The sequence below is a fragment of the Mycobacterium sp. TH-M82 genome (genome assembly GCF_057473605.1).
The window spans coordinates 1-13,025 of record NZ_JBYCKY010000880.1 but is presented as its reverse complement, the minus strand read 5'-3'; the positions used below and the strand labels follow the sequence as shown (position 1 = coordinate 13,025).

Genomic DNA, 13,025 nt, shown 5'->3' with positions numbered 1-13,025 from the left:
ATGCCGTCGCCGTGCCATGAATCGAGTCCTCCTCGCCCCAATTCTGGGGCATCGGACTCCCACAGGAACTGGCCCGGACCGGAGGGCTCACGTCAGCTTAGCTCTTGACGTTCCCCCGGGCAGCTCATGCAGACGAACATCCGCCCAACTGAGGTGGGTTCGGCCACCAATGACCATCCCATTGCGATCCAAGTGGTGCTCGCGGGAGATCGTGGCGTCCAGCGGACAGGTGCAAAAGAGACCATGGAGTTCATGGGCTGGCTAGTCACCGAGGACGGCCGGCACTACTACTCGGCCCACAAGGATTGGGAGATCCGGCAAGAGTGATTAGTGTCCGGGTCAGTGCCAGGTTGAACATGAAGATGCGTTGCTCGTCGAGGCGGTCATCGTCGTACTGGCCTGACCCCGATTGATCAATCAATCGGGGTCAGGCCAGAGGCAGCTCGTCGGCACACCCAAGATGCACTAAGCGACGGTGACATCAATGGCGATATCGGTTCGGACGGGTCGACACCGCAGGACCGTCCGAGCGCGGCGGGGTTCACTGCGCCCGCTGGCACAAACAGTGGCAACCGGTCTTTCGCAATCAATAACGTCGAGATCCTGAATGACTCGTGGTACAAACCGCCGTCCCGGGCGACCATGCAGGACTGCGGCAATGCAGCCATCGGAGTGTGGTCGGCTAACAGCCTCGGTCGTAGCGTCGCGGTGGCCGTCTACGGGCGACCTGGCGCCTAGCCCTAGCGACTGGCCCAATACCACTTCACCGCCGAGTCCCAAGTGCGTCCGGCTACTAGCGTCAGGGCGTCTGCGCCACCCAGACGATGCCCGACAGCTTGTCTAGGGCATGGTGTAGCCGCCGCTGACCGAGATAAGCTGCCCGGTCACTTGGCGAGCCGCCGTCGGTGAACAGAACCACACGGTGGCCCGGCCGACATCCTCGGCGGTAGTCAGTCGGCGTAGTGGCGTTCCCTTGACCATGTAGTCGATCTGGTCCTGGTTGAAGACATTGTCTTGGCCGACGGCCCACAAACTCGATTGACCAACTGCTTCGGGGCCTTCGGGGACGACGAGGCCGGGGCAGATGATATTAGACCTAATGCCGTGACGACCGTGTTCGCGTGCCACGGTACGGCCCAGGCCGATTAGCGCTGCCTTCGAAGCGCCGTAAACCCCGACACGGATCTGGCCGAATGCGGCGTCGCTCGCGATGAACGCGATGGCGCCGCCGCCGGCCTCTTTCATCGGGCCGATCGCAGCCTGGGTAGTGGCGACAGCGCTGAACAGGTTGATCTCGATGGTGCGCTGCCATTTGTCTCGATCGGTCTCGGTAGCAATGAATCCCGGCACGCTCCAACCCGCATTGTTCACGAGGATGTCGATTCCGCCCCAGTTGTCCAGGGCAGTCCCAATCGCAGCATCGGCTCCCTCGGCAACCGTAAGATCGGCGATCGCCAGTTCCACACCCGCCGCTCCTCTGGCCTGGGCTTCGCCGCGAACCTGTTCCGCCTGCGACCCGTCGATATCGCTGATGACGATGCGCGCACCCTCGGACGCGAACTCGTGCACGATGCCGCGCCCTATATTGGATGCGCCCCCGGTGACTACTACACGTGCTCCAGCCAGTCCGAGGTCCATGCTCTGCTCCAATCCTGGGCGGTTGTTGTGACCGCCACCATGCTAGTTTAACCTGGATTAGAATAAGGATTGCAGTCGGAGGGAAAAGAGTTAAGGCTATGGCTGAGGCGCTGCTTGACCAGCGTGTCGCCGTCGTCACCGGTGCTGGCCAGGGGATCGGACGCGAGATCGCCCGATCGCTTGCCGGATACGGCGCACGAGTCGTGGTCGGCGACGTTGACGCCGCACTTGTCGAGGAGGCGGCCAGCGAGATCGGCGGGATTGGCTTTAGGTGCGACGTCACCTCCGAGGAGCAGGTACGTGCCCTGGTCGCCGGAGCCCTTCGGGGCTTTGGGCGTCTGGATGTGTTCGTCAACAACGCCGGCATCACACGCGATGCGTCGTTAAAAAAGATGGCGGTATCGGATTTCGATGCGGTCGTCGCCGTGCATCTGAGGGGCACGTGGTTGGGTGTGCGCGAGGCGTCGGCGGTCATGCGGGAGCAAAAGTCGGGCAGCATCATCAATATGTCTTCGCTGTCGGGCAAATCAGGTAATCCGGGACAAACTAACTACAGCGCGGCGAAGGCAGGCATAGTCGGACTGACCAAGGCCGCCGCCAAGGAACTTGCGCACCACAACGTGCGAGTCAACGCAATTCAGCCTGGTTTGATCCGGACGCCCATGACGGCGGCAATGCCACCAGCGGTCTTTGCAGAACGCGAAGCCGCCATTCCGATGAAGCGGGCGGGCGAACCGGCGGAGGTTGCCGGTGCAGTGGTTTTTTTGGCGTCTGACCTGTCCAGCTACGTGACCGGCGCCGTGATCGAGGTCGGTGGGGGGCGAAACATATGACGCTGGTGTTGCGTGATTTCGCCGATGGTATTGGGACGATTACGCTCAATCGCCCCGAGCAGATGAACGCCATTACGGTGGCGCTGGGTGCTGAGCTCGAACGGGCCATCCTCGAGCTAGGGGATGACCCCGAAGTTCACGTAGTTGTCTTGCAGGGTGCCGGGGGAAACTTCTGCGCGGGAGGTGATTTCAACGAAGTGGAGTTTCTGCGGTCCAGCGGCCCCGACGCGCTTCGCACACTATTCGAGGTGTTTCGCCGCGCCTGCGGGGCGATCGCGCGTGTCCAGGCCCCCGTGGTCACCGCGGTCGAAGGTGTCGCCATGGCCGGTGGGTTTGAGCTAATGCAGGCCAGCGACATAGTGCTGGTCAGCGATGATGCCAAGATCGCGGACAACCACATCAAATTTGGGATGATTCCCGGCGGGGGCAGTACCCAGCGGTTGAGCCGCTTGGTGGGGCGACAAGAGGCTCTCGGCCTTCTACTCTCCGGCGACCGCATGTCTGGCGTCGATGCCGTACGACGGGGCCTGGCATATCGGAGCTTCCCGCAAGCCCAGTTCACTCAGGGCGTCCATCGGTTCGCCGCGGAGCTGGCTGGCCGGCGGCGTGAGGCCGTGGTCGCCATCAAGCGGCTGGTGTACAACGGCGTTGAGACGTCACTAGCGGCGAGATTGGATCACGAAATCGATTGTGTAGTCGACCACATCAGCGGTGGCGCCGGACAGAACGGTGCGACCGCTTTTCGACAGCGAGGAACCAGTTAATGAGTGTTGCAGAAACCAGCGCGCCGGTCGCGCTCGATGTCGCCGACGGTATCGCCCGGCTGCGTTTGACCCGGCCCGAGGCATCCAATGGAATGAATGTTGAGTTCCTTAAGGCCTTACACGAGGCGGCGTTGACATGCCACGCGGATCCCGCTGTGCGAGTTGTCTTACTCACCGGTGAAGGTCGAAACTTCTGCGCCGGCGGCGACATCCACACCTTCGAATCGAAGGGATCCGACCTTCCCGCCTACTTGCGGGAGGCCACCGCGTGGCTTCAATTAGCCACTGCAGCGTTAATCCAGCTTCGCGCGCCGGTGGTGGCCGCGGTTCAGGGTTTTGCGGCCGGGGGCGGCGGGTTGGGATTGGTGTGTGCGTCTGACATCGTCATCGCGGCACAGTCAGCAAAGTTCTTTTCGGGCGCGGTTCGAGTCGGCATGGCACCTGACGGCGGCTCCTCGGTCACCCTGACCCAGCTGGTCGGCCTGCGCCAGGCGTTGCGGATCCTGCTGACCAATCCCACGCTCAGCGCCGCTGAAGCATTGCAGATCGGTTTGGTCACCGAGGTTGTCGAGGATTCCGAGCTCGCCGGCCGCGCAGAACGAGTCGCGGCCGATTTGGCGGCGATGCCCTCGCGGGCATTGTCGGCGACGAAGCGCCTGGTCTGGAGTGGCGTCGGGGCATCGGTCGAACAGCGCTTGGCCGAAGAGGCACGCACCGTGTCTGAATTGTCGGGGACTGCTGACGCACTCGAGGGTCTTCGTGCCGTCATCGAACGCCGCCAACCGAATTTCACGGGGCAATGAGCACTCATTCTGTTTTGGTCCAGGATCGCGGCCCGGTGCGGGTCGTCACGCTAAACCGCCCCGACAAACGCAACGCAATCGACATTCCGGTCCGGCTGGAGCTTGCCGACGCGTTAGAAACGGCCGGCACTGGCAACTCAACCCGCGTGATCGTCCTGACTGGCGCCGGTAGCACATTCTGCTCGGGCGGGGACATCACCTCGATGGAGCGCATGTCACCTGATCGCGCTATGGAACGAGCACAGTTGGCGCAGAGGGTGATTCGTGCAATCTGGAACACGGGCAAACCTGTCGTCGCCGCCGTAGAGGGAAGCGCCTTTGGAGCGGGTGTCGCACTTGCCGCCGCGTGCGACCGAGTCGTTGCTGCGAGCGACACGCGTTTCGCGACAACGTTCACCAACGTCGGATTGGCCGGTGATATGGGGACGTTCGCGTCGCTACCGGCCAGAATAGGTGTCGCTCGCACGCGCCAGATGTTGATGATGCCCGCGCCCATCGACGCGCACACGGCTTTAGAGATCGGGCTTATCGACGCATTGGCGGAGCCCGGTATGGCGCTAGCAGTCGCCCTCGCCGACGCCGAGCGATTGGCCGCAGGCCCGACTCACGCGTACGGGGTTATCAAATCCCTGTTGGCCGCCGGATCAGCGCTGAGTCGGTTCGAGCTTCTCGAGCTCGAGGCCAGATACCAGGCTCAACTCTTTGACAGCGATGACTTCACCGAGGGAATCGCGGCCTTTCGCGCGAAGCGGCCGCCGCAGTTCGGGACGGTACCTACGTGACCGCGAAGCTGCCTGCGTGCCTTGAACGGTCGTATTTGAGCGCCGACACCAGCATCGCGCTCGAGGACTGCACTGTTGGTGGCTTGCTGGCCGAGCGGGCCCGCACGCATGGGGACGTGACTGCCCTCGTGGGCAATCGCGATGCCGATGGGCAGGAGCTGCGTTTGACCTATGGGGAGCTCTTCGAGGAAGCCTCCCGGGTCGCCACCGCCCTGGCGCGCCTCACCACGCCAGGCGACTATGTCGCCCTATGGGCACCAAACATTGTGGAATGGCCGATCATTCAGTACGGTGCGGCCCTCGCCGGCGTCGTCCTCGTCGCATTGAATCCTGCGCTTCGTCCCGCCGAGCTGGTATACGCGCTGCGGCATTCCCGGGCAAGGCTGCTGATTCACGCTGACTGCGGCCGCGACCACGACACCGTTGCCACAGTCAGTGAGATCGGTACGCGTCTAGGCGTGCGGACCGTCAGCCTGTCATCCCGTACCGAGTGGCGAAGCGACAGCGCCGACGCCGGCGTGGTGTCCGGCGCGCCAGATGACCCTGAGCGGTCGGTGATGCTGCAGTACACCTCGGGAACAACCGGCACGCCCAAAGGCGTGTTATTGCGGCACCGTTCGCTTGTCAACGTCGCCAAACTGACCATGGAGGCCGCTGGCATCTCCGCAGCATCGGTGACTGTCAATCCGCTGCCGATGTTTCACACAGCGGCTTGTGTGATCGCTACGTTGGGTCCGCTGTGGATTGGCGGCACCCAGGTCCTGGTGAATCGGTTCAAGCCCTCGGCGGTTCTCGATGCGATCCGTCGCGAGCAAGCAAACGTCCTGTTCTTTGTGCCCACAATGCTGGAGGCTCTGATTGCAGCGCAGCGTGATTCGAGTGCACCGGCGCCCCGTCTCTCAACGTGTCTGGGCGGTGCGTCCACAGTTTCGGCCGAGCTCGTCGAGGCGGCGGAGTCTACGTTCGGGGCATCAGTGGTGAAGGTGTTCGGTCAAACGGAACTGTCGCCAGTCCTCACCGCGACCCGGCCCGACGACAACCGAGAAGATCAACTCCGCACCGTTGGCCGGCCACTTCCTCAGGTTGATTGCAAAGTGGTAGACCCAACCACCGGCCTCGTTGTGCCGGTGGGCCATCCAGGGGAGATCTGCGCGCGTGGTTATCAGCAGATGGTCGGCTACCTTCACGACCCCGCTTCCACTGTAGCCACGGTGGACGATGACGGGTTCGTGCACACTGGAGATCTCGGTGTGATGGACGGCCGCGGTTACCTGACACTCACCGGTCGACTCAAAGAGTTGATCATCCGCGGAGGAGAGAACATCTCGCCCGTCGAGGTGGAAGCCTGCCTAGCCGAACATGACATGGTCGACGAAGCCTGCGCCTTCGGCCTGCCGGACAAGCGGCTAGGCGAGATTGTGGCCGTCGTTGTAGTTGGGTGTGGTGCACTGCCGAACGATGCGGCCACCCAGTTGCACGCGCATGCATGCAAACACTTGACACCGCATAAGGTTCCGCAGCGCTGGTTCGTTGCCAGCGATCTGCCCAGAACAGCGACCGGGAAGGTGCGAAAGTTCGCTCTTGCCGACTTGATCGCGCAGGGTGACTTGCGCGAATTGTTTAGAGAGGAGCCCGATCAGTGACCTCGCTCATCGAACCGGCCGCCGCCGGCAATAGCTATGGCGAATTGATCAAACACGACAAGGTGCACGGATCGCTCTACACTGACCCACGCGTCTTCGCCGAAGAGCTGCGCAAGATCTGGTATCGCACTTGGGTTTTCGTTGGCCATGAAAGCGAAGTGTCGCAGCCAAACGACTACGTGCGAAAGCGCCTTGGACTGCAAGACGTGATCATGACTCGCGACCGTGACGGTGGGTTGCATCTGCTGCTCAACCGTTGCGCACATCGTGGCAACCAGGTCTGCGATGATGCGGCAGGTAATTCATCGACGTTTCGTTGTCCGTATCATGGGTGGACATTTCGGAACGACGGTGAACTTGTCGGGTTCCCCTTTTTCAAGGGCTATGGGACGCGTGAGCTCGACCTTTCACTGGGTCGCGTGCCACGCATGGAAACCTACCGCGGTTTTGTATTTGGGAGCTTCGCCGCTGACGGCCCGAGCTTGGTCGAGCATCTGGGCGCAGCCGCCGGCGAAATCGACCGACTGGCCAGACTGTCACCGGAAGGCGAAGTCGAGCTCACCGCCGGATGGCTGCAGCATCAGACGCGTGCCAATTGGAAACTTTTGGCGGAGAACGAGACCGATGGATATCACCCGCAATTCGTGCATGGGTCGATATTTGGTGTCACCGGCAGCCCCATCGGCGCATTATACAGCGATTCTTCGACGGCGGTGACGCGCAACTTGGGCAATGGCCATAGTGAGAACGATCTACGGCCGGAATTCCGCAAGTTCGCGCAGCCATTGCGCTGGTTCGGCACCACGGAGGACCGGGTGCCCGAGTATGTCGCGGCGATGCGCAAGCGTTACGGTACTGAGGCGGAGAAGATCCTCATCGAGGGGGGGCCCCATGTGATGATCTTTCCGAATCTCTTCATCGCCGAGATCCAGGTCTTTAACATCCAACCGGTCGCGGTGGATGAGTGTTTGCAGTTCTCCACGGCCGTCCAGCTGGCGGGTGCGCGGGAGTTGAACCGGCGGATGGTGTCGCAGTGCATGGGCTCGGTGGGACCTGCGGGCATGTTGCTGGCCGACGATACCGAGATGTACGAGCGCAATCAGCTTGGACTTGAGTCGCTGGTGCCCGAATGGCTGGATGTGCGTCGCGGACTCGGGCGGGAACGGCTCGACGAGAACGGTTTCACCGTCGGCGGGGCCACCGATGAGACCGGGATGCGTGGTTTCTGGTCGCACTACAAGATGTTGATGGAGGCGTAATCGTGACCAGCTTGCTGGACAAGCCCGCAGAACTGGGGCCGGTGCCCGAGGATTTCGATCGTCGAGAGGTAGAGCAATTCCTTTATCGGGAGGCGCGTTTCGCAGACGAATCCGACTACGACGCCTGGGAAGCGCTGTGGACCGATGACGCGTTGTACTGGGTGCCGGTGGCCTCCACCGATGACCCGTCCCGGACGATGTCGGTGATTTACGACAACCGCAGCCGCATCGCCACTCGGCTCAAACAGATGCGTACCGGCAAGCGCTACGCGCAGGCGCCCCCGTCCAACCTGCGGCGACTGCTGTCGAACGTGGAATTTCTGGGTGGCCGACCCAATTCTGGCGGAGGCGTAGACCTTGAGGTGGCGGCCAACGTCATGGTGCTGGAGTCACGCGCACGCGGCAATCACCTGTGGGGTGGCCGGGTCACTTACCGGGTGCGCCGGCAAGACGGTGAGTTGCGACTTGCGTACAAAAAGGTCGTGCTGGTGGACAACGGCCGCTCCATTCCGACACTGGGCTTTTTGATCTGAGGCGCTATGACGATTGAGTTCGGTGACAGCGATTCGGTAAACGTGCCTGCGGTAGGGCCGGTAATCGACAGCGAATTCGCTCAAGTATCAGTCAATTTCGACACCTCGGGCAATTCACCCCGCCTGCGCCTGGAGGACCTTCGCTCCGGTCGTGTCCGCTACCTCGACGCCTTGGAATTGGAGACCATCATTTGGCTGTCAGACGAGAGGCTTACCACTCTGATCGACCCTTCTGCCGGACGCTGGCGAGGTGATACGTGAGACGCGCCGCCATCGTCTGTCCAGTCCGAACCGCGGTCGGCACCTTCGGCGGTAGTCTGCGACCGCTGCGTGCCGAGGACCTCGCCGCCCAGGTGATCACGGCGGTTGTCGAGCGCACCGCCGTGGACCCGACCGCGATCGAAGACGTTGTATTTGCTCAGTCTTACGCCAATTCCGAGGCGCCATGCATCGGGCGTTGGGCTGCCCTGCACGCCGACCTCCCGATCAGCGTGCCCGGATTGCAGATCGACCGCCGTTGTGGGGGCGGGCTGCAGGCCGTGGTCACCGCGGCGATGACGGTACAAACTCGAGCCGCTGATGTCGTGCTGGCAGGCGGTGTCGAATCGATGAGCAACATCGAGCACTACACCACCACCGCGCGGTGGGGCTCACGCTCCGGCAATCAGATCCTCTATGACCGGCTCGACCGTGGACGTGAATTATCGCAGCCGATCTGGCGATTCGGCCCGATCAGCGGCATGATCGAAACCGCCGAGAACCTCGCGGTCGACTACGGCATCGGCCGCGAGGCTGCCGACAGCTTCGCAGTACGCAGCCATCAGCGCGCCGCTGTGGCCCAGCAGGCGGGTCGCTTCGACGATGAGATCGTTGCCGTGCAGGTACCCCAGCGGAAGGGCGAACCGATCGACTTCGCCGACGATGAAGGGATCCGGGCCGACTCCACCGTCGAAACGCTGGGCCGATTGCGCGCCCTGAGGAGCAATGGCACGGTGACAGCCGGTAACTCCAGCCAGCAAAATGACGCCGCTGCAGCGTGCCTGGTCGTGGCGGAGGATCGGCTCGACGAGCTTGGGCTGGAGCCACTCGGTTTCCTCGAAGGCTGGGCGGCGGTTGGTTGTGAGCCGTCCCGCATGGGAATCGGACCAGTTGGTGCCGTCGAGAAGCTCTTCCGTCGAACGGGATTGGGATTCGACGATCTGGATCTGATCGAGATCAACGAGGCGTTCGCAGTGCAGGTGCTTGCGGTACTCGCCGGCTGGGGCGTCAAGCTCGACGACGTTGAAGACCGACTCAACGTCAATGGTTCGGGCATCTCCCTGGGGCATCCCATCGGAGCGACCGGTGTGCGGATCCTGGCCACGATGCTGCACGAGCTACGCCGACGAGGCGGGGGCCTTGCGCTGGAAACCATGTGCATCGGCGGCGGACAGGGCTTGGCCGCGATCTTCCGTGGGGCTTGTTAATGAGCAGCCTAGTCGGCTACGCCAGCTACCTGCCTCGCTACCGCCTGGCCGGCAGTGACATCGGCGTGCGCAGCGGTGATCGGGTGGTCGCCGCATTCGACGAGGACAGCACAACCATGGCCGTTGCAGCCATAGCCGATATCCCCCGGGCGGGCTCGGCCAACGCGCTATATTTCGCCAGCAGCTCGCCGGCATACGCGGACAAGACCAACGCCACGGCGATCCACGCTGCACTCGGCCTGCGTTCGGACGCCCTAGCTGTCGACTTCTGCGGAACGGGACGCAGCGGTTTTGCCGCGATCCTCGCCGCGGCGAGCAATGGCGGGATCGCGGTCAGCGCCGACATCCGAGTGGGTCGTCCCGGGTCGGCTGACGAGAAGCTCGGCGGCGACGGCGCGGCCGCCCTGCGGTTTGGAGACGATGAACCCGCTATTGCCGAGGTACTTGCGGTGTCGTCGCTGACCGAAGAGTTCCTAGACCGTTGGCGCGCAACGACGTCGGTGACCGGGCACCAATGGGAGGAACGGTTCGGCGCCGAGCGATACGCGGACTTGGTCCGGGCTTCGGCTGAGCGGGTGCTGGACTTCGCTGGGCTGACTGCGGTCGACGATGTGGTGCTCACCTGCCCGAACAGCGGAATCGTCAAGCGCGCTGCGACCTTGGTGAAGGGCGAAAAGTCGGTTGGCGCATCACCGATCGGCTTCTCGGGCGCCTGCGATGCCGCGTTAGCACTGTGCGGCGTATTGGACACCGCGGCGGGCGGGGAGACCGTGCTGGTGATTTCGGCCGTCGACGGTTGCGATGCGATGCTGTTGCGCACTACGGACGCGCTGCCCCAAGCGCGCCAACCGCATCCGGTCAGCGCCCAGCGCGCCGACGGATTGCCGGTCGCTTACCCGACCTACCTGTCGTGGCGCGGGCTGGTGGACGTGGAGCCGCCGCGTCGCCCCGAGCCGGATCGGCCGTCGGGACCTGCGGCCGGTCGATCGGGGATATGGAAGTTCGGCCTCACCGGAACACGCTGTGACGCATGCGGGTTCGTCCATCTTCCGCCGGCTCGGGTCTGCAAGTGTTGTGGCATAGCCGACCAGATGAGTCTCACGTCGGTTGCGGGTCTGCGCGGCACCGTCGCCACATATACGGTTGATCACCTGGCGTATTCGCCGTCGCCGCCTGTCGTGCAAGCGGTCGTTGATGTAGCCGGCGGTGGCCGGTTCACCTGCGAAGTAGCTGACGCCGAACCAGAACGCATCGAAGTGGGTTCGGCCGTGGGATTCACCTTCCGCCGGCTGTTCACCTCAGGCGAGGTGCACAACTACTTCTGGAAAGCCCTATTGGACAGGAGGCGCGATGGCTAGTAGAGGAATAGCCGGCAAGGTCGCGGTGGTGGGTATGGGCTGCTCAAAGTTCGGTGAGCGGTGGGAAAGCTCTGCTGATGACCTGCTGGTGGAAGTGGTCAGCGAATGCATGACCTCAGTCCCGAACCTAGGCCGGGACGATATCGACGCTTACTGGCTCGGCACCTTGAGCTCGGGTATGTCGGGTCTAACCCTGAGTCGGGCGTTGGGTATCGGTGACAAGCCGGTCACGCGGGTGGAGAACATGTGCGCCAGCGGATCCGAAGCATTCCGGAACGCGTGTTATGCGGTGGCGAGCGGAGCATACGACATCGCGATGGCCGTCGGGGTGGAGAAGTTGAAAGACTCGGGATTTTCGGGGTTGTTGCGCCAGGATCCGCCGGGCGACGGTACTGCGCCCGAACTGTCAATGACCGCGCCCGCGGCCTTTTCGCTCTTGGATCCGGCCTACTGCGCGAAGTATGGTGTCGATCCGGGTGAGATGCGTGACGCGATGACACACGTGGCGTGGAAGAACCATGCGAACGGTGCGCGTAACGACAAGGCGCAGTTCCGTTCGCCCGTTGCCAAAGACAAGATCGATCATGCGCCGAAGGTAGCTGGGCGACTCGGTGTATTTGACTGTTCCGGAGTCGCTGACGGCGCCGCGTGCGCCATCGTGGTGCCGGCCAAGCACGCATCGCGTTATACCGATACACCAATGTACGTCCACGGGCTGTCACTGGTCGCTGGCTCGGGACGCGGTTCGATGGACCCCGATTACGACTACACGAGCTTTCCTGAAGTGGTGCGTTCCGCCCGCGATGCTTACCAGCAGGCCGGCATTGACGACCCTCGTACGGCGTTCTCGCTGGCTGAAGTGCACGATTGTTTCACCCCTACCGAGATTGTGCTGATGGAGGATCTCGGCTTCGCCGATCAGGGGCAGTCATGGAAAGACGTGCTTGCAGGCGATTTTGATGCCGATGGCAGATTGCCGGTCAACCCCGACGGCGGGTTGAAGTCGTTCGGTCATCCAGTGGGCGCCAGTGGGCTGCGGATGCTCTACGAGGCATGGCTGCAGTTTCGTGGAGAGGCAGGCCGGCGGCAGCTGGCGGATCCGCATACTGCGCTCACACACAATCTCGGTGGGCGGCCGGGCAGTTGCGTTTCATTCGTGTCAGTTGTTGGACGCGAGGTCGGTCACTAGGAGCCGGGGCCGGTACGTGGACATCGGCGTCGAGTGCACCGTCGGGTTGGACGTGGCTGAGGCGATGCAGCTCATTGGTCGCGTGGCGCGGAGGTGAACCTGCCGGCGTCAAGCGCGTCGAGCAGCTGACCGACGATCCACTCAAGAGCGGCCTTGTCAGGAGGTAAGGTCGCCTGCTCGTAACCGACGAGCAGGTAGACGGCCCAGTCGGCGAAGAGTTGGGCCTGCCGCTGATCGTGCAGGATTTCGAAGGCGGATTCGCGCAGGATTTGGTGACGTTCGCGATCAACGTCCACTTGGACAGCGTAGACATCGGAATCCGCGCTACTCCATGCGCGGATGGCGGCTTCGGCGCGGTGTGGCAGGTTCAAACCGATGTCGATGATGCTGTCGATGCGTCGGCGCGGGTCGGATTCCGTTCGGATCCACTCCACCAGCCGGATGGTATTAGCTTGCCGCCAGTGATCCACCAGCTCTTTGGTGTATGTCGGCCAGTTGTCGAAGAAATGATAAAACGACCCGGTGGTGACGCCCAGTCGGTTGCACACCTCGGCCAGCTTGAGGCCGCCATAACCGAGGTCGGAGAGCACGTCGAGGCCCGTTTCTAAGTACGCCACCCGCGACACACCGCTCGCCATGCGTTTCCTTACCTTTCTTGGAGGGTGGTTGTTGCCCTCGGCCGTAGGCTTCGGACTGCCCAGGGACGTCGGGTATGGCTTTCATGCGTTTGCGGTGTTTCATGGCCGAAGGAGATTGG

The 13,025-nt window shown here is 62.8% G+C and carries 14 protein-coding genes; 12 read left to right on the top strand and 2 right to left on the bottom strand.

The window, feature by feature from the left end; genetic code table 11:
- Positions 1 to 195 precede the first annotated feature (195 nt).
- The gene (locus AC2VON_RS25665) at positions 196 to 327 is read left to right on the top strand and encodes a hypothetical protein (protein ID WP_486955326.1); all 132 of its coding nucleotides are present in this window, start codon (positions 196 to 198) and stop codon (positions 325 to 327) included.
- 513 nt (positions 328 to 840) lie between these two features.
- Here AC2VON_RS25665 and AC2VON_RS25660 read toward each other — a convergent pair.
- Entirely contained in the window at positions 841 to 1,638 is a 798-nt protein-coding gene (locus tag AC2VON_RS25660; protein WP_084027769.1) for an SDR family NAD(P)-dependent oxidoreductase, read from the bottom strand.
- Between the two features lie 98 nt (positions 1,639 to 1,736).
- On the opposite strand from AC2VON_RS25660, the gene fabG reads away from it, so the two are divergent.
- The 11 genes from fabG to AC2VON_RS25605 are packed head-to-tail and all read left to right on the top strand — an operon-like array spanning position 1,737 to position 12,268.
- Positions 1,737 to 2,471, top strand: a complete 735-nt coding sequence (gene fabG, locus AC2VON_RS25655) for a 3-oxoacyl-ACP reductase FabG (RefSeq protein WP_084027745.1) — start codon at positions 1,737 to 1,739, stop codon at positions 2,469 to 2,471.
- Positions 2,468 to 3,235 carry an enoyl-CoA hydratase/isomerase family protein gene (locus AC2VON_RS25650; protein WP_084027746.1) on the top strand — a complete coding sequence of 256 codons (768 nt, stop codon included), beginning with the start codon at positions 2,468 to 2,470 and terminating at the stop codon, positions 3,233 to 3,235. Before fabG ends, AC2VON_RS25650 begins: the two co-directional genes overlap by 4 nt.
- Positions 3,235 to 4,038 carry an enoyl-CoA hydratase/isomerase family protein gene (locus tag AC2VON_RS25645; RefSeq protein WP_464508802.1) on the top strand — a complete coding sequence of 268 codons (804 nt, stop codon included), beginning with the start codon at positions 3,235 to 3,237 and terminating at the stop codon, positions 4,036 to 4,038. Before AC2VON_RS25650 ends, AC2VON_RS25645 begins: the two co-directional genes overlap by 1 nt.
- Complete coding sequence (locus tag AC2VON_RS25640; protein WP_486955325.1) at positions 4,035 to 4,820, top strand: enoyl-CoA hydratase/isomerase family protein; 786 nt, start codon at positions 4,035 to 4,037, stop codon at positions 4,818 to 4,820. The genes AC2VON_RS25645 and AC2VON_RS25640 overlap by 4 nt, the downstream gene beginning before the upstream one ends.
- The gene (locus AC2VON_RS25635) at positions 4,817 to 6,463 is read left to right on the top strand and encodes a class I adenylate-forming enzyme family protein (protein ID WP_084027749.1); all 1,647 of its coding nucleotides are present in this window, start codon (positions 4,817 to 4,819) and stop codon (positions 6,461 to 6,463) included. Before AC2VON_RS25640 ends, AC2VON_RS25635 begins: the two co-directional genes overlap by 4 nt.
- Positions 6,460 to 7,722, top strand: coding sequence for an aromatic ring-hydroxylating oxygenase subunit alpha (locus AC2VON_RS25630; protein WP_084027750.1), 1,263 nt, complete (start codon positions 6,460 to 6,462; stop codon positions 7,720 to 7,722). Before AC2VON_RS25635 ends, AC2VON_RS25630 begins: the two co-directional genes overlap by 4 nt.
- Before the next feature lie 11 nt (positions 7,723 to 7,733).
- Positions 7,734 to 8,255, top strand: coding sequence for an aromatic-ring-hydroxylating dioxygenase subunit beta (locus tag AC2VON_RS25625; protein ID WP_439951816.1), 522 nt, complete (start codon positions 7,734 to 7,736; stop codon positions 8,253 to 8,255).
- 6 nt (positions 8,256 to 8,261) lie between these two features.
- A complete protein-coding gene (locus AC2VON_RS25620; RefSeq protein ID WP_084027752.1) occupies positions 8,262 to 8,516 on the top strand; it encodes a hypothetical protein in 255 nt (84 codons plus the stop codon).
- Positions 8,513 to 9,721, top strand: a complete 1,209-nt coding sequence (locus AC2VON_RS25615; protein ID WP_084027753.1) for an acetyl-CoA C-acetyltransferase — start codon at positions 8,513 to 8,515, stop codon at positions 9,719 to 9,721. Before AC2VON_RS25620 ends, AC2VON_RS25615 begins: the two co-directional genes overlap by 4 nt.
- Positions 9,721 to 11,079, top strand: a complete 1,359-nt coding sequence (locus AC2VON_RS25610; protein ID WP_486955324.1) for an OB-fold domain-containing protein — start codon at positions 9,721 to 9,723, stop codon at positions 11,077 to 11,079. The genes AC2VON_RS25615 and AC2VON_RS25610 overlap by 1 nt, the downstream gene beginning before the upstream one ends.
- Positions 11,072 to 12,268: an acetyl-CoA acetyltransferase gene (locus tag AC2VON_RS25605; protein WP_084027755.1), complete on the top strand. Its 1,197-nt coding sequence runs from the start codon at positions 11,072 to 11,074 to the stop codon at positions 12,266 to 12,268. Before AC2VON_RS25610 ends, AC2VON_RS25605 begins: the two co-directional genes overlap by 8 nt.
- Positions 12,269 to 12,339: 71 nt before the next feature.
- On the opposite strand, the gene AC2VON_RS25600 is transcribed toward AC2VON_RS25605, so the two are convergent.
- Positions 12,340 to 12,906, bottom strand: a complete 567-nt coding sequence (locus tag AC2VON_RS25600) for a TetR/AcrR family transcriptional regulator (RefSeq protein ID WP_084027756.1) — start codon at positions 12,904 to 12,906, stop codon at positions 12,340 to 12,342.
- Positions 12,907 to 13,025: the final 119 nt, after the last annotated feature.